This window comes from Pseudoalteromonas sp. Cn5-37 (assembly GCF_021532495.1).
GTDB classification, from domain to species: Bacteria; Pseudomonadota; Gammaproteobacteria; order Enterobacterales; family Alteromonadaceae; genus Pseudoalteromonas; species Pseudoalteromonas simplex.
In genome coordinates this window covers 54,076-78,051 of sequence record NZ_JAKGBA010000005.1, presented here as the reverse complement: position 1 = coordinate 78,051, position 23,976 = coordinate 54,076, and the positions used below count along the sequence as shown (strand labels likewise).

At 39.3% G+C, this 23,976-nt stretch carries 20 protein-coding genes; 11 read left to right on the top strand and 9 right to left on the bottom strand.

Going from position 1 to position 23,976, the window contains the following annotated elements; translation table 11 throughout:
* Nucleotides 1-17: 17 nt before the first annotated feature.
* Both dnaJ and dnaK read right to left on the bottom strand, forming a co-directional pair.
* On the bottom strand, nt 18-1,157 hold the full coding sequence (dnaJ, locus tag L1266_RS09260) for a molecular chaperone DnaJ (RefSeq protein ID WP_138599789.1): 1,140 nt from the start codon (nt 1,155-1,157) through the stop codon (nt 18-20).
* A gap of 183 nt (nt 1,158-1,340) precedes the next feature.
* Nucleotides 1,341-3,263 carry a molecular chaperone DnaK gene (gene dnaK / locus L1266_RS09255; protein ID WP_138599790.1) on the bottom strand — a complete coding sequence of 641 codons (1,923 nt, stop codon included), beginning with the start codon at nt 3,261-3,263 and terminating at the stop codon, nt 1,341-1,343.
* A 239-nt stretch (nt 3,264-3,502) separates the two neighbouring features.
* Here dnaK and L1266_RS09250 point away from each other — a divergent pair, with 239 nt between their 5' ends.
* Entirely contained in the window at nt 3,503-4,303 is an 801-nt protein-coding gene (locus L1266_RS09250) for a thioesterase family protein (RefSeq protein ID WP_199529829.1), read from the top strand.
* On the opposite strand, the gene L1266_RS09245 is transcribed toward L1266_RS09250, so the two are convergent.
* On the bottom strand, nt 4,292-5,068 hold the full coding sequence (locus L1266_RS09245) for a substrate-binding periplasmic protein (RefSeq protein WP_235373655.1): 777 nt from the start codon (nt 5,066-5,068) through the stop codon (nt 4,292-4,294). The two genes, L1266_RS09250 and L1266_RS09245, sit on opposite strands and share 12 nt — an antisense overlap.
* A 140-nt stretch (nt 5,069-5,208) precedes the next feature.
* On the opposite strand from L1266_RS09245, the gene L1266_RS09240 reads away from it, so the two are divergent.
* Genes L1266_RS09240 through L1266_RS09230 form a run of 3 tightly spaced genes read left to right on the top strand, consistent with a single transcriptional unit; the run spans nt 5,209 to nt 8,710 of the window.
* Entirely contained in the window at nt 5,209-6,447 is a 1,239-nt protein-coding gene (locus L1266_RS09240) for a PqiA/YebS family transporter subunit (protein WP_138617278.1), read from the top strand.
* Entirely contained in the window at nt 6,444-8,099 is a 1,656-nt protein-coding gene (gene pqiB, locus L1266_RS09235; protein ID WP_054552207.1) for an intermembrane transport protein PqiB, read from the top strand. The genes L1266_RS09240 and pqiB overlap by 4 nt, the downstream gene beginning before the upstream one ends.
* Nucleotides 8,099-8,710, top strand: coding sequence for a PqiC family protein (locus tag L1266_RS09230; protein WP_235377386.1), 612 nt, complete (start codon nt 8,099-8,101; stop codon nt 8,708-8,710). The genes pqiB and L1266_RS09230 overlap by 1 nt, the downstream gene beginning before the upstream one ends.
* Here L1266_RS09230 and L1266_RS09225 read toward each other — a convergent pair.
* Together L1266_RS09225 and L1266_RS09220 are read right to left on the bottom strand one after the other, a co-directional pair.
* Nucleotides 8,693-9,184, bottom strand: coding sequence for a GNAT family N-acetyltransferase (locus L1266_RS09225; protein ID WP_235377385.1), 492 nt, complete (start codon nt 9,182-9,184; stop codon nt 8,693-8,695). The two genes, L1266_RS09230 and L1266_RS09225, sit on opposite strands and share 18 nt — an antisense overlap.
* Nucleotides 9,185-9,187: 3 nt before the next feature.
* Nucleotides 9,188-9,592 carry an NUDIX hydrolase gene (locus tag L1266_RS09220; RefSeq protein ID WP_235377384.1) on the bottom strand — a complete coding sequence of 135 codons (405 nt, stop codon included), beginning with the start codon at nt 9,590-9,592 and terminating at the stop codon, nt 9,188-9,190.
* Nucleotides 9,593-9,877: 285 nt separating this feature from the next.
* On the opposite strand from L1266_RS09220, the gene L1266_RS09215 reads away from it, so the two are divergent.
* On the top strand, nt 9,878-11,260 hold the full coding sequence (locus tag L1266_RS09215; RefSeq protein WP_235377383.1) for a Na+/H+ antiporter NhaC family protein: 1,383 nt from the start codon (nt 9,878-9,880) through the stop codon (nt 11,258-11,260).
* A 49-nt stretch (nt 11,261-11,309) separates the two neighbouring features.
* Here the strand turns inward: L1266_RS09215 and L1266_RS09210 are convergent, their stop codons facing one another.
* Complete coding sequence (locus L1266_RS09210; RefSeq protein WP_235377382.1) at nt 11,310-14,195, bottom strand: insulinase family protein; 2,886 nt, start codon at nt 14,193-14,195, stop codon at nt 11,310-11,312.
* A 166-nt stretch (nt 14,196-14,361) separates the two neighbouring features.
* Between L1266_RS09210 and L1266_RS09205 the strand changes: the two genes are divergently transcribed.
* Nucleotides 14,362-14,775, top strand: a complete 414-nt coding sequence (locus L1266_RS09205; RefSeq protein WP_235377381.1) for an MAPEG family protein — start codon at nt 14,362-14,364, stop codon at nt 14,773-14,775.
* A 61-nt stretch (nt 14,776-14,836) separates the two neighbouring features.
* Here the strand turns inward: L1266_RS09205 and L1266_RS09200 are convergent, their stop codons facing one another.
* Nucleotides 14,837-15,514: a peptidylprolyl isomerase gene (locus L1266_RS09200; protein WP_366035299.1), complete on the bottom strand. Its 678-nt coding sequence runs from the start codon at nt 15,512-15,514 to the stop codon at nt 14,837-14,839.
* On the opposite strand from L1266_RS09200, the gene L1266_RS22490 reads away from it, so the two are divergent.
* The 3 genes from L1266_RS22490 to ushA all read left to right on the top strand — a co-directional run bounded on the left by L1266_RS22490 (nt 15,483) and on the right by ushA (nt 17,708).
* Nucleotides 15,483-15,590: an AgrD family cyclic lactone autoinducer peptide gene (locus tag L1266_RS22490; RefSeq protein WP_365995968.1), complete on the top strand. Its 108-nt coding sequence runs from the start codon at nt 15,483-15,485 to the stop codon at nt 15,588-15,590. The two genes, L1266_RS09200 and L1266_RS22490, sit on opposite strands and share 32 nt — an antisense overlap.
* A gap of 231 nt (nt 15,591-15,821) precedes the next feature.
* Nucleotides 15,822-16,019, top strand: a complete 198-nt coding sequence (locus L1266_RS09195; RefSeq protein WP_054552199.1) for a hypothetical protein — start codon at nt 15,822-15,824, stop codon at nt 16,017-16,019.
* 75 nt (nt 16,020-16,094) lie between these two features.
* Nucleotides 16,095-17,708, top strand: a complete 1,614-nt coding sequence (ushA, locus tag L1266_RS09190; protein WP_054552198.1) for a bifunctional UDP-sugar hydrolase/5'-nucleotidase UshA — start codon at nt 16,095-16,097, stop codon at nt 17,706-17,708.
* A gap of 69 nt (nt 17,709-17,777) precedes the next feature.
* Here the strand turns inward: ushA and L1266_RS09185 are convergent, their stop codons facing one another.
* Together L1266_RS09185 and L1266_RS09180 are read right to left on the bottom strand one after the other, a co-directional pair.
* Complete coding sequence (locus tag L1266_RS09185) at nt 17,778-18,725, bottom strand: hypothetical protein (RefSeq protein ID WP_235377380.1); 948 nt, start codon at nt 18,723-18,725, stop codon at nt 17,778-17,780.
* Complete coding sequence (locus L1266_RS09180) at nt 18,712-19,614, bottom strand: hypothetical protein (protein ID WP_235377379.1); 903 nt, start codon at nt 19,612-19,614, stop codon at nt 18,712-18,714. The genes L1266_RS09185 and L1266_RS09180 overlap by 14 nt, the downstream gene beginning before the upstream one ends.
* A 218-nt stretch (nt 19,615-19,832) precedes the next feature.
* Here L1266_RS09180 and L1266_RS09175 point away from each other — a divergent pair, with 218 nt between their 5' ends.
* Entirely contained in the window at nt 19,833-20,696 is an 864-nt protein-coding gene (locus tag L1266_RS09175; protein WP_442960599.1) for a S1/P1 nuclease, read from the top strand.
* A gap of 32 nt (nt 20,697-20,728) precedes the next feature.
* Complete coding sequence (locus L1266_RS09170; RefSeq protein ID WP_235377378.1) at nt 20,729-23,935, top strand: TonB-dependent receptor; 3,207 nt, start codon at nt 20,729-20,731, stop codon at nt 23,933-23,935.
* The last annotated feature ends 41 nt before the right edge of the window (nt 23,936-23,976 follow it).

Here is a 23,976-nt window from a genome sequence, read left to right as displayed (position 1 = left end):
AGTTACTTAACTAGAAGTTACTTAGTTAGGTCATCGAAGAATTTCTTCACACCATCAAAGAAACCTTTTTCTTTTGGACGGTTTTTAGAGCCATCTTTACCCATGCTTTGCTCAAGCTCTTCAAGCAATTCACGTTGACGGTCATTTAGATTCACTGGCGTTTCAATAACCACTTTACAGATCAAGTCACCTTGAGCGCCACTACGTACAGACTTAACACCTTTACCACGCATACGGAACATCTTGCCCGTTTGGCTTTCTGATGGGATCTTCAGTTTTGCACGACCATCCAGTGTCGGCACTTCAATTTCGCCACCCAGTGCTGCTGTCGTAAAGCTAATTGGAACTTCACAATACAGATTATTACCATCACGTTGGAAAATCGGGTGTTCACGAACAGAAACCTGAACGTATAAATCACCTGCTGGTGCACCATGCATGCCCGCTTCACCTTCGCCTGATAGACGAATACGGTCACCTGTATCAACACCCGCTGGGATCTTCACTGATAAGGTCTTAGTTTTTTCTACGCGACCTTGACCATGACAGCTGTCACATGGATCAGAAATAATTTGACCTGTGCCCTGACACGTAGGACAAGTTTGCTGAACCGCGAAGAAACCTTGGCGCATTTGTACTTGACCAGCACCATGACAGGTAGTACATGTTTTTGGTTTTGAACCCGCTTTTGCACCGCTACCATCACATGGCTTACAGCTAACCCAGGTTGGTACTTTAATTTCTACATCTTTACCACGAACGGCCTCTTCAAGGCTTAAATCCATGTTGTAACGTAAGTCCGAACCACGTTGTTGACGCGATTGACGACGACCACCGCCACCACCAAAGATATCTCCAAACACATCACCGAAAATATCACCAAAATCACCATGACCGCCGCCGAAGCCACCGCCATGACCGCCACCACCTTGTTCAAAGGCTGCGTGACCATATTGATCATACATCTGACGTTTTTGGTCATCAGTGAGTACTTCGTAGGCTTCTTTTACTTCCTTGAATTTAGACTCAAGTTCTTTATCGCCTGCGGTACGGTCTGGATGATATTTCATCGCTAAGCGCTTATACGCTTTTTTTATGTCTCGTTCGCTGGCATCTTTGCTCACGCCGAGAACTTCATAATAATCGCTTTTTGACATATCTATCACACTACTCTTTTTACTGCAGTTACACTGCGTAAGGTAAGTCAAACGACTTTACCGTTTATATACATGCAAAAGGCGCGTCAAGCGAAATCGCTGGCGCGCCTCAATCATTTCATCCTAACTTAATTGGCTAAACAAAGCAGCCATTAATGCGTTAGGCAGAAGCGAAACAAGCAATTACTTGTCGTCTTTCACTTCTTCGAACTCTGCATCAACAACATCGTCGTCTTGTTTTGCAGAAGATTGTTGTGCACCTGCATCCGCACCACCTTGTTGTTGCTGTGCTTTAGCTTGTGCAATTTCCATTAGCTTTTGTGACTTCTCAGCAAGAGCTTGAGTTTTCGCTTCAATCTCTTCTTTGTTATCACCTTTAATCGCCGCTTCTAGCTCAGTAAGCGCAGCTTCGATTGCTTCTTTATCTTCTGCAGGTAATGCATCACCCGCTTCTTCGATTTGCTTGCGTGTACCGTGAACCATTGCATCAGCTTGGTTACGAGTTGCTACTAGCTCTTCGAATTTCTTATCTTCTTCAGCGTGCGCTTCAGCATCACGAACCATTTTTTCTACTTCATCGTCGCTTAGACCTGAAGAAGCTTGGATTGTGATCTTCTGCTCTTTACCTGTATCTTTATCTTTAGCAGATACATGTAAGATACCGTCCGCATCTACGTCGAATGTTACTTCGATTTGTGGCGTACCACGTTGTGCTGGGCGAATACCTTCTAGGTTAAATTGACCTAGTGATTTGTTATCGCTTGCACGCTTACGCTCACCTTGTAATACGTGAATCGTTACCGCTGATTGGTTGTCTTCAGCTGTTGAGAAAACTTGTGATTTCTTAGTAGGAATCGTCGTATTTTTCTCGATTAGCGCAGTCATTACTTGACCCATAGTCTCGATACCTAGTGATAACGGAGATACGTCAAGTAGAAGTACGTCTTTAACGTCACCAGCTAATACACCACCTTGAATCGCTGCACCTACTGCAACTGCTTCATCAGGGTTAACATCTTTACGTGGCTCTTTACCAAAGAACTCTGCAACTGTTTTTTGAACTAGAGGCATACGTGTTTGACCACCAACAAGGATGATGTCATTTACGTCGCTTACTGATAAATCAGCATCAGCTAGTGCACGCTTAAGTGGCTCAATTGACTTAGTTACTAAGTCTTCAACAAGTGACTCAAGTTTTGCACGAGTAACTTTCACGTTCATGTGCTTAGGACCTGTTGCGTCAGCAGTCACGTACGGTAAGTTAACTTCTGTTTGTTGTGCAGAAGAAAGTTCAATTTTCGCTTTTTCAGCAGCTTCTTTAACTCGTTGCATTGCAAGCGGGTCGTTTTTAAGGTCGATACCTTGATCTTTCTTAAACTCTTCAACTAAGTAATTGATAACACGGTTATCGAAATCTTCACCACCTAAGTGAGTGTCACCGTTAGTTGCTAACACTTCAAACGTGTGCTCGCCTTCAACTTCGTCGATTTCGATGATAGAGATATCGAAAGTACCACCACCTAAGTCGTATACTGCAACAACGTTTTCACCTTTATTTTTGTCCATGCCGTATGCAAGTGCAGCGGCAGTTGGCTCATTGATGATACGTTTAACTTCAAGACCAGCAATACGACCAGCATCTTTAGTCGCTTGACGTTGTGAGTCATTGAAGTATGCAGGTACTGTAATTACTGCTTCAGTAACCGCTTCACCTAGGAAGTCTTCTGCTGTTTTCTTCATTTTTTTCAGCACTTCTGCTGAAATTTGTGGTGCAGCACGTTTCTCGCCACGCGCTTCAACCCATGCATCACCGTTATCAGCTTTTACAATTTTAAAAGGCATGATACCGATATCACGTTGTACTTCTTCATCTTCAAAACGACGACCAATTAAACGCTTGATTGCAAATAATGTGTTAGTTGGGTTAGTTACTGCTTGGCGTTTTGCAGGTTGACCAACTAATGTTTCACCGTCTTGCGTGTATGCAATGATCGATGGTGTTGTGCGATCGCCTTCCGCGTTTTCGATAACGCGTGCTTTATCACCGTCTAGTACTGCTACACAAGAGTTAGTAGTACCTAAATCGATTCCAATAATTCTACCCATGAATCTTCTCCAACTTCAAAATTCGTTAATACGTTCGATGACTAGTAAATAGGGATGCAGGAAACTGAATTCAACTATAAAAATGAAAAATTTTACTTTTTTTTGAAATTTTTTTTGAAATGCATGTTTTTTCCTCAAAAAGCACTGTATTTGTACGCCTATTGCGGAATAAACAAACTGGTCTGATGACTTTGGCTGTGCTATAACCTAAACCATAACAATAAACGTTAAGGAAAATTATGCATTTTGATCAATTACTCGCCATGGCAGCTGAACTTGGTAAAGACAAAACAAAAGTAATGCAGTTTCCAGAAAACTGGTGCCAAGGCCGCACTGCATTTGGTGGTTTATCTGCAGCTTTATTATATCAAGCTATACGGCAGCATATCGATAACTCTCGCCGTTTATTATCTTTAAGTACTAACTTTGTTGGCCCGTTAATCGCTGACAATGATTTTTCAATCGACGTTGAAGTCTTACGTGAAGGAAAAAACAGTGCGCAGGTACTGGCAAAAGTGATTCAAAATGGCGATGTTTGTGTTATTACACAAGCCTGTTTTGGGGCTGAGCGTCAATCAAGTGTACAAGTAGATGTCACTAAAACAATGCAGCTAAAACCCGTTGATGAACGTTTTACCCTACCTTATAAAGAAGGCGTGATGCCGGCATTTTTCCAGCACGTTGCACTGTGTTTGCAAGACGGCAATATGCCTTTCTCTGGAGCAGACACCTCACATTTAGGTGGTTGGATGAAATTCAAACATGTACCAGAGCAAATGAGTGAAGCGCATATCATTGCTTTAACAGATGCATGGCCACCGACTCTATTACAAATGTACAAGCAACCTGCACCAGCAAGTAGTATGTCATGGTACATAGAATTTGTAGAAGAACCTGCAATTGCCTATGATGCTTGGATTGGCTACGAGGCTGTTACCCATCATAGTAAAGATGGCTATGGTCTTGAAGATGGCTGTATTTGGAGTGAAGACGGTAAGCTAATTGCATTGAGCCGCCAAACTGTTGCGTTATTCGCGTAACTCTGGCTCTGAAAGCTGCGCGTACTCAGTACCATCAAGGCGAATAATTGCTTGGTATTCGCCTGATTCTATGATCTCACCAAGACCCAAATTAAACGTGTTTTTTAACGTTTTACTGTAAAAAAACGCAGGTCTTGGTGCTTCTTTAAAGATTGCATGCACAATAAAAGGTTTTACCTCAGCGCTTTGTTTATATTTTTCTAAATAATATAAAAACACCCGGCGCTCTAGAATAATAACATCAACCCAGCCCTTCATAAGGTGATCAACTTGCGCTTCTTGGTTAACCACTTCTTCGTAAGAGCGTAAAATATTGGTAACCGATTTAAAAGGTGCTTCAATAAAATTAGTTGCGTTCTGAAAGGCAAGTACACTTTTACCTGCTAAATCATAGATAGTGCTAATTTTTAAATCTCTATTAGCAAGGCTGACCGCGACATTTTGATAGCGCAGTAGTTCATCACTTTTATAAACATGTGGAGTGAGAACTGGAGGAAAGTTTAATGCAATATCAACCTCTCCCTGCATAAGCTGTTGCTCTGCACGTTTATTAGACATGTAATGAATATGAATATTAGAGATGCCTTGTGACTTAAAAGCTGCTTTTAAAATTTCAAGTTGAATACCGCTATTGGTATCTTCGATAACATAAGGAGGTAAAGAGGCGCTTGCAGCAACAACAATAGGTTGTTGTATATTTGGCTCAGATAAACACTCACCTTTAACACTAATAAACAACATTAAAAGGGTAAATAATTGCTTCACTAATCACCATAATGAATTAAATGTATTAAAAAGCGTAATCGCTTTGTACAAATATTAGCTTATATTAAACAATGCTGCATTTGTATTTATGCAGTATTTGGTGCAAACTTAACTAAGTTCTTGTTTATGAGACTCTAAGTTTGCAAACAGCCTGCCCTAGTTGTGATCTGGTCGTTGAGATCCCACATTTAAATGCAAAACAAGTAGCGCTTTGCCCACATTGCAATACTAAGTTATCAACATCACAAGCCTGCCAAGACAGTACAGTGGTCGCATTGAGCTTAAGCGCAATAGTCATGCTTTTAAGCAGTATGTTTTATCCTTTTTTATCTTTCACGAGTAGCGGTATTACACAAACCATTACGCTTCCTGATGCTGCGCGTATTTTATTCAATTACGATAACGATTTTTTGGGTCTATTTATTGACATAAGCATCATAGGCTTACCTATGTTGTTATTACTATTGATTATTCCGCTACATTTAGGTGTATTAAAAGTACTACCTTATTTGTGGGGCAAAAGATTGTTAAAAACCACCTTTGCTTTAGAGCCTTGGATCATGTCCGAGATTTTCTTAATCGGGGTGATGGTCAGCATGGTGAAAATAATGTCAATGGCAGACATTGAATTTGGTGTAAGCTTTTGGTCCTATGTGGCATTTGTGGTTCTATATGTAGCAACCATGGCGAAGTTAAATAAACACTATCTTTGGAAGCAATTAAGAGAGCCCGCATATATAGATCAAACAATTGCAAACACACGAGCTATCGATCAAGGACTGCGTGCTTGTCATGTTTGTGGCCAATTATGTAATACTGAAATTTGCTCGCGATGTGACACAAAAACCTTTACCCGCAATCCTTATAGTGTACAAAAAGCGTTTGCTTGGTTGATCACATCTGTCGCTTGCTACATCCCAGCCAACATCTACCCAATTATGTATACCACCAGCCTAGGTGATGAAATGCCTTCTACGATTATTGGTGGTGTGATGATTTTGTGGAATAGTGGTTCTTATCCAATAGCCATGATCATATTTTTGGCCAGTGTAGTTGTTCCCCTTGCCAAAGCGCTAATCTTAAGTTTTTTATGCTATATGGTGATGAAGCCTGCAAATAGACAAACAAAAGGCTATACACGTATCTACCAATTAACTGAATTTATAGGTAAATGGTCAATGATTGATGTATTTGTTGTCGCGATTCTAGTAGCCTTAGTACAACTAGGAAATTTAATGTCTGTGACACCAGGCATCGGCACAATATTTTTTACCACTATGGTAATTTGCCAAATGTTGGCAGCCCATGCATTTGATCCACGCTTACTGTGGGACAGCCCTACTAATTTAAAGAAAGTAAAACAAGAGACTCTGGCATGAGCGAAAACGCTAAAATAAAATCAGCGCCAAATATTTCGGCTATATGGATAATTCCGTTAATAGCCCTACTAATAGGCGCATGGATGTTATATCAGTATCAGGCAAATAAAGGCACCACTATCTTTATAAAAATGCCTCATGCAGAAGGTATCGTTGCTGGCAAAACTGAAATAAAAGTACGTAGTGTAAAAATCGGCCAAATTAATCATGTACGTCTGTCAGATCAGCAAAATAGTGTAATTGCAAGAGCTCAAATCGATAAACACTATGATGACCTATTAACTGACGATGCAAAAATTTGGGTCGTTAAACCACGAATTGATGATACAGGTATTACTGGAATGAGCACTCTGCTCTCAGGCGTATACTTAGAATTTGCACCGGGTGAAAGCAAGAAGCTAGCGGATAAGTTTGAACTTCAGGATGAACCCGCATTAATTGGCAATGATGTTAAAGGTGGTCGTTTCACTCTGCTTAGCTATAACGCTGAAGTACTTGATGTAAGTACGGGTATTTATTTCAAAGATTACAAAATTGGCCAAATAGAAACTGCAACCTTTGACTGGAAAAATCAGGCCATGAAATATGGCATTTTCATTAATGAGCCTTATCAAAATTTAATTACCTTAAATTCTATATTTTGGGTGAACTCAGGTATCGAAATAGACCTATCAGCTGATGGAATTAATGTAAATACAGGTTCATTAAGTAAGTTACTCAAAGGTGGAATTTCTGTAGGTATACCTGAGCAGCAATCTCCTGGTGAAGTCGCCACTAATGGACACAGTTTTTCATTAAGTAATAGTTATAAAGCCGCGTTAGAAGAGCGCTTTTATGACTTTGATTATTACTTAATCGATTTTGAGCAATCAATTCGTGGGTTAAGAGCTGGGGCACCTGTTGAATACCGTGGTATGCGTATTGGTAGTGTGGTTGAAGCACCAGCAAGTGTCATGATCGACGGCAAGCCTGCACACTTTAGAACTGACAATACCGCAGTACCTGCCCTTATTAAAATTGAATATGGTCGTCTTTACCACGACAGTACAGCTGCACGCGAGTTTTGGCATTCAAGCTTAGATAGCTGGATTAAAAATGGCCTTAGAGCCTCTTTAAAGCCAGGTAACTTACTTACCGGCGCCGTATACGTTGACTTAGACATTTATGATAACGCGGAACCTGCCGAATTAAAGACTATAGCCGATTATACCGTATTCCCAAGTGTATCGAGTGGTATTACGGTCATAGCTGACCAAGTATCCGATGTGTTAAATAAAGTGAACAACCTTAAGATAGAAGACAGCTTGGCACAAATGCAAACTACGTTTTCTGAGTACCAAGAACTTGCTCATGACATGCGAGAATTGATCAATAAGCAAGATACCCAAGATTTACCCGGTGATATAAATCGCAACTTTGCAGAAATGACTAAAAGCATGCAACAGTTCGATAAAACCATGAAACAATTTGAAAAAACCATGGCAAGTTACGAACAAGGTTCGGCTTTCCATCAGCAGTTACAAACTACCTTGTCCGAATTTAAACGTTTAAGTGAAGAGCTACAACCACTTACACGTGGCTTGAACCAGCAGCCTAATATGCTGATATTTGATAAAGAACTACCCGCAGATCCAACGCCGAGGAAACAATAATGAACTATAAACGCTGTGTTTCAATCGCAGCAGTGCTGTTACTTTCGGCCTGCAGTCAGACGTCATTCTCAACTATTGAGTATTATCAATTCTCGCAGCCAATCGTGAATATGCAGCGGTTAGCTGAAAATACGCAAGCTCAGCTAAGGATCAACACAGTACAATTACGTGGTGCGCTTAATAATCGCGGTATTGCTATGGTACTCGACAACAACCGAGTCAATGCTGCTAACTACCATTTATGGAGTGAATCACCGGATTTAATGTTAACCGCCATTGCCCATCAACAGCTTTACACTGACCTTGATAATTGGATGGTAATAAAAGGTTTACCGGTGATCACCGATTTAGATCAACAAAGCTATTATGAATTAGAATATGAGCTACATCACTTTAATGGCGATGAGCAAGGCAATGCCAACATTGCAGGGCTTTGGCGTTTGTACTATACAAACCCTGAGTCGGGCCGAAAGTTAAAAGCGGTTAATTACTTCAATGAGCTTACACCATTACAAGCAAGTGATTACGAAGGGCTTGTGGCGACACTTGAGTCAACATGGTTAAAGGTAAACAAACAAGTTGCAAACGAAGTATCAAAGCTTACTCTTTAAAAAGAGTTTTAGAGGCTGATTGTCATCGTTAATGATGACATCGCCTATGAACTCAAAGCCAAGTTTCTGTAACACCTTTTGTGAGCCAATATTTGTTGGTGAGGTTATTGCTGCAAGTACACCAAGCTCTAATACGTGTTTTTTGGCCATCAATAACCTAGCAGCAGATGTAATAATACCCTTACCTTCATAGTTAGCTAACAAGGCAAATCCTAAATCGGGGATAGCTAACGCATCGCGCTGAAAGAGCCCCACCATTCCAACCGGTGTATCATCAGCTAAACAAACAATATAACTGCCAAAGCCAAATTGCTGGTGGCTATTTATAAACGTTTGTTGAATATAATGCTCTGCTTGTGCGGGCGTATTAATGTTTTTATTACCTATGTGCTCTAAAAATGTTGCTTGGTTTAAAAGCTCAACGATAAACGCGGCATCATCAGGCTGCCCAGCGCGCAAATATATATCTAACATTTATTAAAACACCTTACTCACGACATCATTGGTAAAATTAAGGCAATCAAGAACACGCTCTTTTTGTACTTTAGATAACTCGTCAATATCGAAATAGCCATACTCTGTGTGCTCATTACTCAACATTATCTCAGCGTCCTCAGCTATATGAGCACGAAAAATAAACGCATAAGAGTTAAACGCTGTGTGATAATAAACGCCACTTAAATAAGCGATATCTACATCACAATTAAGTTCTTCTTGGCATTCGCGAAGTAACGCTTGATGAATGGTTTCACCTTTATCTAAAGCGCCGCCAGGTAGCCCCCAACTTTTTTGACCGTAATCAGCTTTTAGTAATAACACCTGACCTTGGTTGTTGGTGATAACCGCATGGCTACTGAGTCTGTAAGTATCTGAAAATGCCATAATCCCTTTGCTCAATTAATAAAAAGTGACGTTATAGATGAGTGTAAAATAATTATCATCGCAATTAAAATTGTTATTGACTAAATTAATATTCAGGATTATTTTTCTTGCGATGTTTTGGGCAAAACAAAAGCAGTATACCCTCTATACTGTCTGGCGCCAGCCAACGCAGGCACTTTCCCTAAAGGGTCCATAAAAGTGTGTTCGCGTAAAGCAGTTAATTGAGTCAATAGACTTTTGATTTCTCTAAGCAATCTCGTATTGCTTAACTGTGTGAAAATTATAATGCAAGAACCTTCTGCGTTAAGTTTACTGCCGCCAGTATTGGTGGTGGTTTTGGCCGTATTTTTACGCCGCCCTATTTTATCTTTACTGATTGGTGCTTTATTTGGTTTAGCCATGCTAGGTCCGACCGCTGTGTTAGCAAATTTTGCTGATATTTCATTAAAAGTAATGCAAGACGAAACCATTGCCTGGCTAATTCTAGTCTGTGGTGGATTTGGTGCATTAATCGCTTTATTAGTAAGAACCGGGGGTGCAAGTGCATTCGCCGAATTAGCGTTAAAATTTGCCAAAGGCCAGCGTTCATCGTTAGTAATGACCTTTGTGCTAGGTGTAATTATTTTTATCGATGATTACCTAAATGCATTAACCGTCGGTGAAACTATGAAGCGTATCACCGATAAGTTTAAAATTAGCCGCGAAATGCTCGCTTATGTTGTTGACTCAACGGCTGCGCCTATTTGTGTGCTTGTACCACTCTCTACATGGGCCGTTTTTTTTGGTGGCTTGTTAGTTGATAATAATGTTGCACCAGAAGGTCAAGGTATTGCTGTATATATCCAAGCAATACCTTACATGTTATATGCTTGGTTTGCAGTCATTGTGGTATTACTAGTTAGCTTAAATGTCATTCCTGCTTTTGGTCCGATGAAAAAAGCACAACTACGTGCCATGAATAATCAAATCGAAATATCAAATAGCCAGTACACAGATGTTCAAACAGCGGATGAATACGCAGTAAAAGCAGCAGAAGAAAACTTTGAAACAGCCGCTTCAAACGGCAAACTCTATAACTTTTTAGTACCGATAGTTTTACTTGTTGCGTTTACTGTTTACTTTGACATTGACGTCTATAAAGGGCTGCTGGCAACCTTTACCGTTGTTTTGCCTTTTTATATGTTACAAAAGTTGATGACATTGTCAGAACTCGTTGAGCGTATGCTCGATGGTTTTAAAAGCATGATCCCCGCTATTGGGACTGTGGTTGCAGCATTTATATTTAAAGATGTGTGTGACCAATTAATGCTACCGCAATATGTCATAAATACCTTGAGCCCTTATATGACAGCACAGTACCTACCTGCCGTGGTCTTTTTAGCAATGGCAGTACTTGCTTTTGCAACAGGTTCAAGCTGGGGAATTTTCGCAGTAACTATTCCTATTGTAATGCCACTGGCTTACGCAATTGATGCCAATATTCCTTTAGTGATTGGTGCTTTGTTATCGGCGTCGTCATTTGGTAGTCAAGCGTGCTTCTATTCAGATTCCACCGTACTTGCTGCACAAGGCTCAGGGTGTGATTTAGTCAGCCATGCTATCACGCAACTGCCTTATACCTTACTTGCCGCATCTGCTGCATTTATAGGATTTTTGCTTATCGCATAAATTAAAAAGCCCAAGCAATAGCTTGGGCTTTTGTTTATCAACTATTAAATTAGTTTTGGAATTTAATGCCTTTGTAAAAACTTTCTAAGTTTTCAACTTTTGTTTGGCTTTTCAGGTCTGCAAATGGCTTGTCTGCAAACTTACTACCACGCATTTGAATGTTTAAACGCGCAGCTTCACTATTGAGCATCGTTTTCTTGTAATAATCTTTCAGATCAGCCAAGGTTACTTTTTCAACTTCAGCGATAAGCTTTTCTTTAGAGTCAAACTTAAAGTTCTCACGATACCAGTCTGTAATAAGTGGCGACATTTCATCACTTAAATTCTTAGGTTGCTCTTTTAAAGACACAAGCGTTGCATTTTTAAGTTGTGCAAATGTTTCTTCTGTCATGTTATCAAGCTCAACTGCGTATTGCTTTTTAAACTCATCAAAGCGCGCCTGCATCTCTTTAGGGCCTTTAACCGGTGTTTGAATGTAAAGACCTAATGCAGAATAATCTTCGATTGGACGCGCTAACGCACCAACCGCATAAGCAAGTTGCTCTTCAGTACGTAACTTATCAAACGCTACGGTTCTAAAGTGGCTTTGTAAAATTTGTGCCTGTGCTTTTTGTTTATAGCCAGGGGTTGGGTGAACAACCATGTCAATGATTGCTACATCAGCTACATCAATATCTTTTTGTAAAACGATACGCTCACCAGGCTGAGGCAACCAGGCTTTACTTCTAGCAAACTCGGTCGCTTTATGACCTATTGGTAAAATAGCGGTTAGTTTACTCGCAATAGCGTCAACATCATTTTGGTTATAGTTACCAAACGTGAATACGCGTAAGTCATTGGCAGCAAGTGTTGATTGCTTAATAGCCGTAAAATCAGCTAAGGTAAGCGCATCTGCCGCAGCAATCAAGGTTTCGGTATCAAATTTACCACTACGAGTAAGCTTAGAGTACTCACCGAATGCTTGATAAAACGGGAACTGTTTTTGCTGATTTAGTAAATCACGCTTAAAACGATCGATTGCTTGGGCAAAACCTTCTTCAGACACTTCTAACGTTAGATTTTCAAGCGCCTGAGCTAAAAGGACATCTTGTTTATCAGTGAAACCACTAAGCGATAACACAAGGCCATTACTTGGTTGTAGCCCTAAACTCATACCTGCAACAGCGGCTTCCGTGCTTAATTTACTTTGTTGTAAGTTATAAAGATCAGCCCAAATTGAGTAAAGAACCTGTGATTTTACATTCACAAGGGCATCTGGCGTATTAATATAAACTTCAACAAGACCTTTAGGCTGCTCAGCAAACTGCTGACTTGCTTGACGCCAAACTTTAACGCCTTGCCGATCAAATACGAGTTCAGGATGCGCTTGTTGTTTAAACTCAGCTGTTTTAATTGCAAAGCTTTCAGGTAATAAGCGGTTTACTGTTGGTAATGCTAACGCGACTTCACTTGGTTTATTCCAGCTTGCAACTTCTGACTCGCTGATATCTTCAATACGATATTTACCATCGTAAAAATGCAGCTGTGAATCTGTCTCTTCTTGTTTTGAAATATACCAAATACGTAAAGTATCTTCGTTTAATTGCGAAAGGACATTTTGCACCGCATCTGCATCAAACTTGGCATAATAATAAGGTGCGTTAATTGCGTTGTTCACAGGGAACTTTTGCATGCTATCAGTTAAGTTACTTACATAACCAAACTCATCCCCTTTTTCTAGGAATTGAAACGAATTGTTTAACGATGTACGAATTTCATTAAAGTATTTGCTATCAACACCCTGCTCTTTGATAAGTGCAATATATTGCATAACCATAGCAACAATTTCTTCGCGGTTTTGCATGCCGGCATCAGTCAATTCAATATCAACTGTTAAGCTTCCGTAGTTCCCATATTGCGTTGGTGAAGCAGAAGACGATAAACCTGATACCCAACCTTTATCACGTAGTATTTGTGCTGGGCTGCCTTGCATTTCGTTACTTAAAAGGTAAGAAACAAAACGGTTTGGTTTAACTGCAAATTGTGAACTGTTATCAGCAATAGTGAATTCTAATTGCAGTTGTTTTACGTCTTCATTCGGTGCGTAATAAACACGTTTACCGCCAGCTTCAGAGAAATCTAACTTATCAGTCACCGTTGGCTTTTCGATATTTTTATTTTCAATATCAGCAAAGTACTGTTTTGCTTTTGCTTCCATCTCAGCAAGTGGACGATTAGAAATCATCGCCACTTTCATAATGTTCGATGAATAGTACTTGTTATAAAAAGCAACGGTTTCTTTATGAAGATTGCTGCCTTCTTTATCACCTAGTGTTTCTAGGTTACCAATCAGGAAACGATTAGCAGGGTGTGAGCCCATCATTTGACGTGCCAGTTTAAATTGGCCAAAAAAGTCCATCTCACGGCGCATTGACCATTCGGCATTTACGGCATTTTTTTCTTTGTCTGTGTATTCAGGGTAAAGCTTTGGTGATTTAAAGAAATCCGCAAAACGGTCAAGTGCTTCATCGTAGGCATCATTGTTCACTTTGAACATGTAGTTTGTGATATCTAACCAAGTGTAAGCGTTATGAGCACCGCCATTTTTAGTCATAAAATCACTGTAACCTTTGGTGTCTGGGTAACGATCGGTACCAAGGAACAGCATATGCTCTAAATAATGCGCCATACCTTGTTGCGACATAGGGTCGTGCAATAAACCAACACCAACACTCAATGCAGCAGCTGATTTTTCAGCACTTGGATCTGAAATTAAAATTACATCAATTTCATTATCAAGTTTTAATGTTTTGTACTCACGGGTGTCGTTTGGGCTGATAACTAACGAGTCTGGAATAAGGTTAGTATTAGCAGCAGGAGGCGTTGTGGTAGAAGTAGAAGAACAACCTGCTAACACTGCAAAAGCGATTGCACTGAGTCCCATTATTTTTTTCATTATTTTGTATCCATTAGGAATTGAATAAATTTTTATTTATCATGTGTTTTCGAGCGCCGCAATTCAATGCTTTTCAGTTAAGTTACAGCAAAACTTTGTAACACATTGTGAAAATGCAGTACTTACGGTTAAAATTAATAGCAATAACTATAACAAAGGATGAGCTATGGAAAAGTGGCTAATTGTAGCAATGTTCACTCAAGTCTTTCTGACTTTTACTGTCATGTACATTATGGGTAAGCGCCGTTTTCGTGCGGCAAAGCAAAAAACCATTGAGATGAAAGACTTCTTAACAATGGAACTTGAAAAGGCTGGGGATAATGTTCGCGTAGCAGATCGTAACTTTATCAATCAATTCGAAATGCCTGTGCTGTTTTTTATTGCCTGTTTAACAGCTCTGCAAGTCAATGCTGTAGGTACTGTTTTTGTTGCCCTTGCTTGGGTTTATGTTGCATTAAGAATTATTCATAGCGTAATACACTTAACTTCAAACACCTTGAAGGCGCGCTATTATAGTTTCGTTGTCAGTAGCTTTATAATGCTAATAATGTGGGTGCTCATTTTAGTTAGAATCTTTTAATAATCATCAATACAAAGAAATAAGGCGCTTTTTAGCGCCTTATTAACTTTGTTGGTTGGAATTATTTACGACGAGCAAAGCCTGCTAGGGCTAATAAAGATAGCATCCATGCAAGACTACCACCTGAACTACTACCGCCGTTGTCTGAAGCGTCATCTTCATCAATCAGCGTGTTTTCTTTTGGTGATAAAGAAGCAGATGAATTAGGGTCATCGTCAATCACAGTTACACTGTTAATGTAAAATAAGTTTTCACCACTAAAACCTGATGTTGTATCTGGGCACTGCTCTTCATTTAAGTTTACTACTGGGATCTCTCCACAATGTACTAATTCTGTGATTTGCTCTATCACAGCCATACTCTGGACAGTTACCTCGCCAAAAACGGTAAAGCCACCATTTTGTAAGTCAAGATTTGCGCTGTTATCTTTTAAATTAAAAAACCACTGACTGGTTGCACTGTTAGCATTGCCACCAAGCTTAGCCATTGCAATGGTACCTTTCACATTAGACAACTCTGGTTCATTAGTAATAGCGTCTGCGGTGTCTATCGCATCAAAGTCAGTACCAAATTTAAAACCCCCACCTTGTAAAATAAAGTTATCAACAGAACGATGGATAACGGTGCCATCGTAGCTACCATCTGCAACATAATTTAAAAAGTTCTCAACTGTAACAGGTGTCTGTTGATCATAAAGATGAATCGTAATGCTGCCCAGGTCCGTTTGCATTTCGACAATAGTTGCATTCGCTGTAAAACTGCTAGCCAATAAAGCTGTTGCAAGTAGATGTTTTTTCATTGTTTATCTTTCCTGATAATTTTTATTATAAAACTGCAAGAAGCTTAAACAAAATAGGCAGGTGCTTAAATAGCAAACAAAACAGTTACACAAAACGCGTCAAATCAATTACATCTCAGTTACATTAATTTACACTGTGTATTCATTATGGTTATAAAAAGTTTAAAGATTAAATCAAAATCGTCTTATCAAATAGGCTCAGTTTGTTAGTATCTGCACGACAACAATGAACACACAGGAATGAACCATGGCGAATGAAGAGAACGCAATATGCGATTTTGGCCTACACCAAGGTGAGCCTTATAGTAAGTTACCCGCTAGTTTTTTAAATTGGATGGTCGGCAATAATCATCTTAAGTCTCATTATGCAGAACAAGAACTACAACGAAGACAACTTGCCGCAACAGGACAACTAAATACAGAAAATAGCGACAAAAGTTTATAAAAGACATTTAATTTAAACTTAAGTCGTTTAAACTAAGCGCATAATTAACCTACTGCTCTATTCAGGCAAACAATTATGCGTTTTTTTTTACTAACATCGCTACTGGTTACCCTAACCGCGTGTAGCTCCTCTTCTAACAATACAGATTCAGCCCAATATTTCACTCTGCTCCATACTAATGATAATCACGGTCGTTTTTGGCATAACGAACATGGTGAATATGGTATGGCTGCTCGCAAGACTTTAATTGATCAATTAAGAGCCGATGCTAAAGCACAAGGACATGCAGTTTTACTGCTGTCTGGTGGCGATATCAATACAGGTATTCCTGAATCAGATCTACAACACGCAGAACCGGATTTTAAAGGTATGTCTGTAATTGGTTACGATGCCATGGCAATTGGTAACCATGAGTTTGATAACCCGCTGGCTGTACTCGATAAACAGCAAAAATGGTCTAACTTCCCTTTTTTATCAGCCAATATTATAGATAAAACGACCGGTGAAACTCGTTATCAAGCATACAAAATCTTTGAAAAAAACGGACTCAAAATTGCTGTCATTGGTTTAACCACAACAGATACAGCAAAAATAGGTAACCCGCAGTATATCGGTGGCCTAGAATTTAAAGACCCTACAGAAGTGACTGCAAAGTTAGCCCCAAAAATTGAAAAGCAGTACAAGCCTGATATCACTATTGCTGTAACGCACATGGGTCACTATGTTGATGCTAACTTTGGTATTAATGCACCCGGTGATGTGACTATGGCGCGTAACTTACCAAAAGGCATGCTAGATATTATTGTCGGCGGTCATTCACAAGAGCCGGTGTGTATGAAAGAAGCCAATGTTGCTGACGAAAGCTTTATGCCAGGTAAAGCGTGTAAGCCTGATCAACAAAACGGTACTTGGATCATGCAAGCCCATGAGTGGGGTAAATATGTGGGAAAAGCAGAATTCAAGTTAGAAAACGATGAATTAACTCTGCTTAATTACTCACTTATTCCGGTAAACCTTTATATCGATGATGAAAATGGCAATAAACAGCTAGCGGCTGAGTACATCGAGCCAAACAAAAACTTACAAGACATGCTCGCGGTTTATCAGAAAAAAGGTGCAGCACAAATTGCTGGTAAAATAGGTAACGTGGATGCAAAACTTGAAGGTGACCGCAATAAAGTACGCTATGAGCAAGTAAACTTAGCACGCGTTATTATTGCTGCACAAATGCAGTCAGTGGGTGCTGATTTTGGTTTGATAAGCGGTGGCGGTATTCGTGATAGCATTCAAGCTGGCGATGTCAGTTATAAAGATATTTTAAAAGTTCATCCTTTTAAAAACCGTATCACCTATATTGATATGACAGGCCAAGAGCTATATGACTACTTGCAGGTTGTTACTTCTTTCCCACCTGATTCAGGTGCCTACTTACAATACTATAAGCTAAGCTTCAAACGCGATAACGACACTTTATCTGATGTTAAAATTGCTGGTAAACCACTTGATATGACTAAAACATATCGAATGAGTATTAATAGCTACAACGCCTCTGGTGGTGATGGCTACCCTACGCTTACCAATAAAAAAGGCTTTGTAAGTACAGATGATACCGATGCACAGGCATTAAAACGTTTCTTTGAGCAAAATAGCCCTGTTAAAGCGGCTGATTACACTCCTAAGCAGTTTTAGATACCTAATCATCAATATCTAAATAGATAAAGGGAAGTCAGTGACTTCCCTTTTTACTTTAAAACTAGATTATTTGCCTATGACTTCAATATCGGTGATCTCAATCGACTTCAATCCGTAATGATGTAATCGAGAGCGTGAACCTTCACCATGGGCTTTAGGCGGATAATAGGTTTCTTTTATCTCAAGCTGGTCTTGCCAAACTTCATCAAGGGCTGCCCGAATTTCGCTTAAAGTTTTTTCTAAGCTATTGGTAAAGTTTGGTCGTTTACGTATTGTGTGACCAAGCTCAACTAACCGGTAAAAATACTTGTTCGCTAAAGTCAGCAATTCTTCTGGTACATCTTTATTTTGATTAAGCACTACGTCAGGTTGCTCAATACAAAACTCAACTAAAGCGAGATAAAAACACAATGGTTTATTCGCAAGTGCCACTGTTTTATCGACATCGCAACTAGCAGCCAAGGTTTTATTTTGAAGATCGACTATCAATTTAGGTTTTTCTTCTATCTGAACTGCAACTTCAGGTTCGTTTTTAGCTATTTGAATCTTGGTTCGTTCACTGATAAATAATAAGTAGGTAAATGTAGATGCAAATAAGCAGACCAGAATGAACACAGCTATATCGTTTTTATCTAATAAAGAAGATGCGATAACAAAACTAACCGTTAATGATTTTTGAGGTGCATGTAATTGCTTAGTAATTAAATCAGCACGGGCAGGATATTCCGAAATACCTTCAATAGAGTAAACCATTACGCCTGAGTCTGCTAACTGAGCATTAAGACGCGTGATATAATTGAGTACCATGTCTCTACTACCGGAGTGCTTCAAAAAACCATCTGGTAAATTTAAATGGTTTAAATCAAGAGCAATACGGTTTTCAACTTTTGCTAAAGTCAGTGCATCATTAGTTGTTGTCTTATAAGCTTTTGCAGTAATGAAGGTAGCAAATAATACCAAACAACAGCTTAAAAATATTGCGCCATAAACAAGCTTAATTCTAATTGGCAGCATTGCTATCCCCTACTTTCATTGTTTGCTGAGTCGAGTTACATTCCCAAAAAGACTCAACATGATTAAAGTAATGAGAATTTTGATTGTGTGCCAATAGGGTTAACTGCGCTTGAACTGCACATAAAAGGTCGGTGTTTTCGTCCTGCATTTTTAAATACCAACGACTGCCACTTATATTGTCGCGTATAGGCGTAATATAATTTTTAGAAAAACGTTGCTGGTCACTGTCTTGCCAATAAGAAGAAATTAAATCAACCTTTCCGCTGGCAAGCAGCTCTCTTAACTCAGTATGGGAACTGGCATAAGTGATATTTAGGTTTTCTAGGTTGATGTCTAATTTTTTAAATAGCTGCTTTGGTAAAATATGTCCTGAGCGACTGGTTGGGTAATCAAGTAAACCAATGCGTTTATCTAAAAAGTAGCTCTTATCAATTCTAGGTTTTTCTTTACTCGAAATTAAATAGGCAGTGTAATCAGGAAATCCAACAACAGCTTGGTAGTTGTAAGTTGACTCCGCCATAAAAGCGTTAATTAAATTTTCTTTAGCAAGGATTAAATCAGCAATCCCTTTGCCTAAAAACTCAATCGTGTCTGAGGTTTTATAACCCCAATAAGAGGTTACCTTGCCATATTGTTTACTTATGATGTCATCATTGCATAAGGTTTTAGCAACATCCTCAGCCAACACTTTGCCCGATGAATACACCACTAACTCGTTAAGGTTAACCTCTGATTTGGTATCACATTGAAAAGACGTTTCAATAAATGCATCGATATCAGAAACAGCCGGTTTACCCTGCAAAATTCCGATATAAAAAAACAAAACAACTGATAGAAACAAAAATGTAACAATCGACGATTTTTTTATTAGTATTGTTCTTAAATTCAATTTTAATAGCCAACAACGCTCCGTTGTCTCTATTTGAACAATTATTCTTACTTATTACAACAGGTAATTTTACCTAAAAACCATAAACCATTGAAAAATAACAAGTATGGACAAGAAATTATGAATCTTATTGAGTCCTTTCTATTTGTTTTTAAATTCAGGAAAATATGCCGCAAGAAATCGTGCTTCAGGGCACATTCATTTTGGACACTAAGTCAATGTTACAAAAAACAATAAAAATGTTGCTGTTATCAACACCAGTTATTTCGGTGTTGTTAAGTAACCCTGCAAATGCATGGGGTCAGAATGGTCACCGTATTATTGGTGAAATTGCATCTAAGCATATTACTGACACCACTAAGCAAGCATTAGTTCCTTTACTTGATGGTGATTCTTTACCACAAGTTGCAACATGGGCTGATGAAATGCGTTCTGCGCCAGAAACGTTTTGGCAAAAAAAATCTTCACGCTGGCATTACATTAACTTTAAAGAAGGCGATGCTAAACCTCATTACGACTCACATGCCCACCATAATAAAGAAACCGTGTCAGACATCCTTGAAGGCATGGAATATTCAATATCAGTTTTACAAAACCCAAAAGCCTCTCTCGGTGAAAAGCAATTTGCATTACGCTTTTTAGTTCACCTTGTTGGTGATAGCCACCAACCTTTCCATGCTGGTCGCAGCGAGGACCGTGGTGGCAATCGTATTTCTGTCACATTCTTTGGGCAAGATACTAACTTACACAGCCTTTGGGACACTAAATTAATAGAAAACGAAAACTTATCTTACACTGAGTTTGCCAAGTTCGTTGATACATCAAAGCAAACATTAATATCAGATTACCTTGCAAGTTCGCCAAGTGATTGGTTAATTGAATCAAACAACATCGCTAATTCACTCTATAAAGAAAATGAAACAAATGTAAGTTACAGTTATATCTATAAAAATTTACCAATTGTAAAAACTCGTCTACAACAAGGCGGGATTAGATTAGCCGGTTTATTAAACTCATTATTTGATAAATCAGCAAAACCGTTAGTAAAGGCACTTAAGATGCCAGCTAACAGTGAACTATAAACCAACAAACCTCTAACACGGGAAATAACATAATGAATAAGTTACGCCTTTCGAAATTAACCGGAGCAGTTATATTAGCTCTTGGTGTTTCAACAAGTGCTATGGCTGCAGATACCTCATCTTCAATGAGAGGTAAAATCACAACACCTTCTGGTGAAGCAGCTGCAAATGTTAAAATAAAGGTTATTCACCAACCAACTGGCACAGTCAGTGAGTTAACTACAAATGAAAGCGGTACTTTCATCGCCAATGGTCTACGTGTTGGTGGCCCATACACTGTATTTATCGACTCAGATACACACAGTGACAGCATGGTAGAGAATATCTACTTAGAGCTTGGTGATACTTACCGCTTACAAGAACAATTAAACTCATTAGCAATGGAAAAAATTGAAGTTTCTGGCTATAAAATTGTTCAACAGTCAGGCGGTTCAAGCAGTGTTTTCGGTGAAGACACAATCAACAATATGCCAAGCTTTAACAAAGACATTAAAGATGTAGCGCGATTAAACCCACTTGCAAATATCAATGGTAGTGGTGAGCTTACATTTGCCGGTAACAACCCTCGTACAAACAGCCTGACTGTTGATGGTATCGGCCAAAACGATGACTTCGGTTTAAACTATGGCGGCTACCCTACTGCTCAACCACCAGTTGCACTTGATGCAATTGAGCAAATTTCTGTTGATGTATCACCTTTCTCAGCATCAAAAGGTAACTTTGGTGGTGGTACAATTAATGCCGTAACAAAATCTGGTACAAATGAATTTAAGTTCTCAGGTTTCTACGAAACGTCAACACCTGATATGGCAGGTGATGTAGATAGCATTTCTGAAGTTTATGCTGATGGTCGCCCTGTTTTAGACGAAGATGGCCATAAAACATTTGAAATTAACAAAGTAGAACCAATTCAAACTGAAGAACGTTTTGGTTTTAACGTGGGCGGTCCATTAATCAAAGACACGCTTTTCTATTTTGTTAACTACAACAGCTGGAAGAGCGAACTTGATTTAGATTATGGTTTTGAGGGCTCTGGTGCAACGAACGAATACGATGTAACAGAAGAGCAACTAAATAACTTCTTATCTGTATTAGACAATGTATATGGTTTCCAAGACTCTTTAGGTGGCGATCCTGAAGATACAAATGAATCACTACTTGTAAAACTAAGCTGGAACATCAGCGATGCACATCGTCTAGATTTCACATATCAGTGGCAAGACGATCAAGAAGAGCGCAACTTCGGCACTGGCGGTGACACAGTATTACTTGCTTCAAGCCGTTATACTTATGCAACTAAATTCAACAATTTTTCGACAAAACTTTACTCAGATTGGAGCGATGTTTTCTCATCAGAGATTGGTATCGCGTATAAAGATGTCAGTTCAAACAGCTTAACAAACTCGAATATTGGTAGCGTAAAAGTTGAAGAATACTACCGTGGTCCAGCGTATGAGTTTGGTACAGACCAATACCGCCACGCGAATGAGTCTTCAACTGAAAACCTAACATTAACATTTGATGGTACTTACCTTCTTGATGAGCATGAGCTTAACTTTGGTATTCAGTATGAATCACTCAATCTGTATAACCTATTTGCTGCAAATTCATTAGGTTCATGGGAGTTTGATAGTCTAGCTGGTTTTGCAAACCGTGAAGTGGGTAACTTTAATGGTACTTATGACTTCTCTTACGCAAATGCTTATACAAACAATGCTGCAGACACAGCATATGATGCAACGCGTAGCCAATTAGCAATCTACCTGGAAGATACTTTTTATATTGGTGACGATTTAGAAGTAAATGCAGGTATTCGTTATGAGCGCTTAGCATCTGACGACAAGCCAACTCTAAATGAAAACTTCCTAGAGACTTACGGTTTTTCAAATCAAGAGAATCTTGATGGCGTCGATATCATCCTACCTCGTGTTGGGTTTAAATATTACGCAACAGAAAACCTAACAATCAGCGGTGGTGTAGGTCGTTTCCAAGGTGGTATACCTAACGTTTGGTATAACAACTCGTACCAAAAAGACGGTATTACACTTGTTGATGCACCACAATCAGTTATTAATGATTACTACGCAAATAACCCTGCAGATATCACATCTGTACCAGGTGCAATTCAAGATTCACTGGTAAAAGGTGCGGGTAGCACAAACTACATTGACCCTGATTTTAAATTACCTTCAAGCATCCGTAGCCAAATTGGTTTCGAGTATGACTTTGACTCTGAATTACTTGGTAATGGTTTCAAATGGCAAGCTGAAATCGCTTACCACAAGAAAGAAAACGAAGCAATTTGGCACAACACGGCTATCGTACCTGTGGGCGTTGCGGCTGATGGCGAGCGTTTAATCCAAGAAAGCATCTACTCAGGTGATTTAGCTGATAACTTCGATATCATGCTAACAAATTCATCTGATGATGGCCGTTCAGTTATCTTCTCAACAGCACTTGCAAAAGAATGGGATAACGGTTTATACATCTCAGCAAGCTATGCACACCAAGATATCACTGAAGCGTCTTCAGGTTCATCTTCACAAGCGCAAAGTAACTACCAGCACAGTGTTACTAAAAACCGTAACCAAGACTTAGCACAGCGTGGTGCCTATGAAGTAGAACATAGCTTCAAAGTGAATATCAGCTACCACACTGAATTCTTTAAAGGCTATAACACTAAGTTTGACCTTTACTTTGAGCGTCGTTCAGGTCGCCCTTACAGTCACACAATGGCTTCGTACCAAGACGGTGCGTTAGGCGATTCGCGTGACTTCTACTCAAGCTCTGCATACTTAGCATATATTCCAACTGGTGCGGATGACCCGAATGTAAACTGGGATGAATCGCAACTTACTTGGGGTGAGCTTGAAGCACTACTTGATAGAGCGGGTATTTCTGAGCGTGGTGAAATCTTAGACCGTAATACAGGTACTATGCCTTGGGTAACAACTATGGATATCAGCGTTAAGCAAGAAATCCCAGGTTTCGCTAAAGGTCATAGCGGTGAAGTGTATTTCATGATTGATAACTTTGCTAACTTACTTAATAGCGACTGGGGTATTGAAAAACGCCTTAGCTATCAAGACCAATCAGTTTATGACTTTGGTGGTTTAGATGACCAAGGCCGCTATATAATTGATGAAGCGTACAATGGTGCAGATGTAAGAAATTACACACTAATCGACCAAAGTGCTTCTGCATGGCAAGCTAAAATTGGTATTAGTTACAAGTTCTAATCTATACTGTTTAAAGCCCGTTTAATTACGGGCTTTTTTAT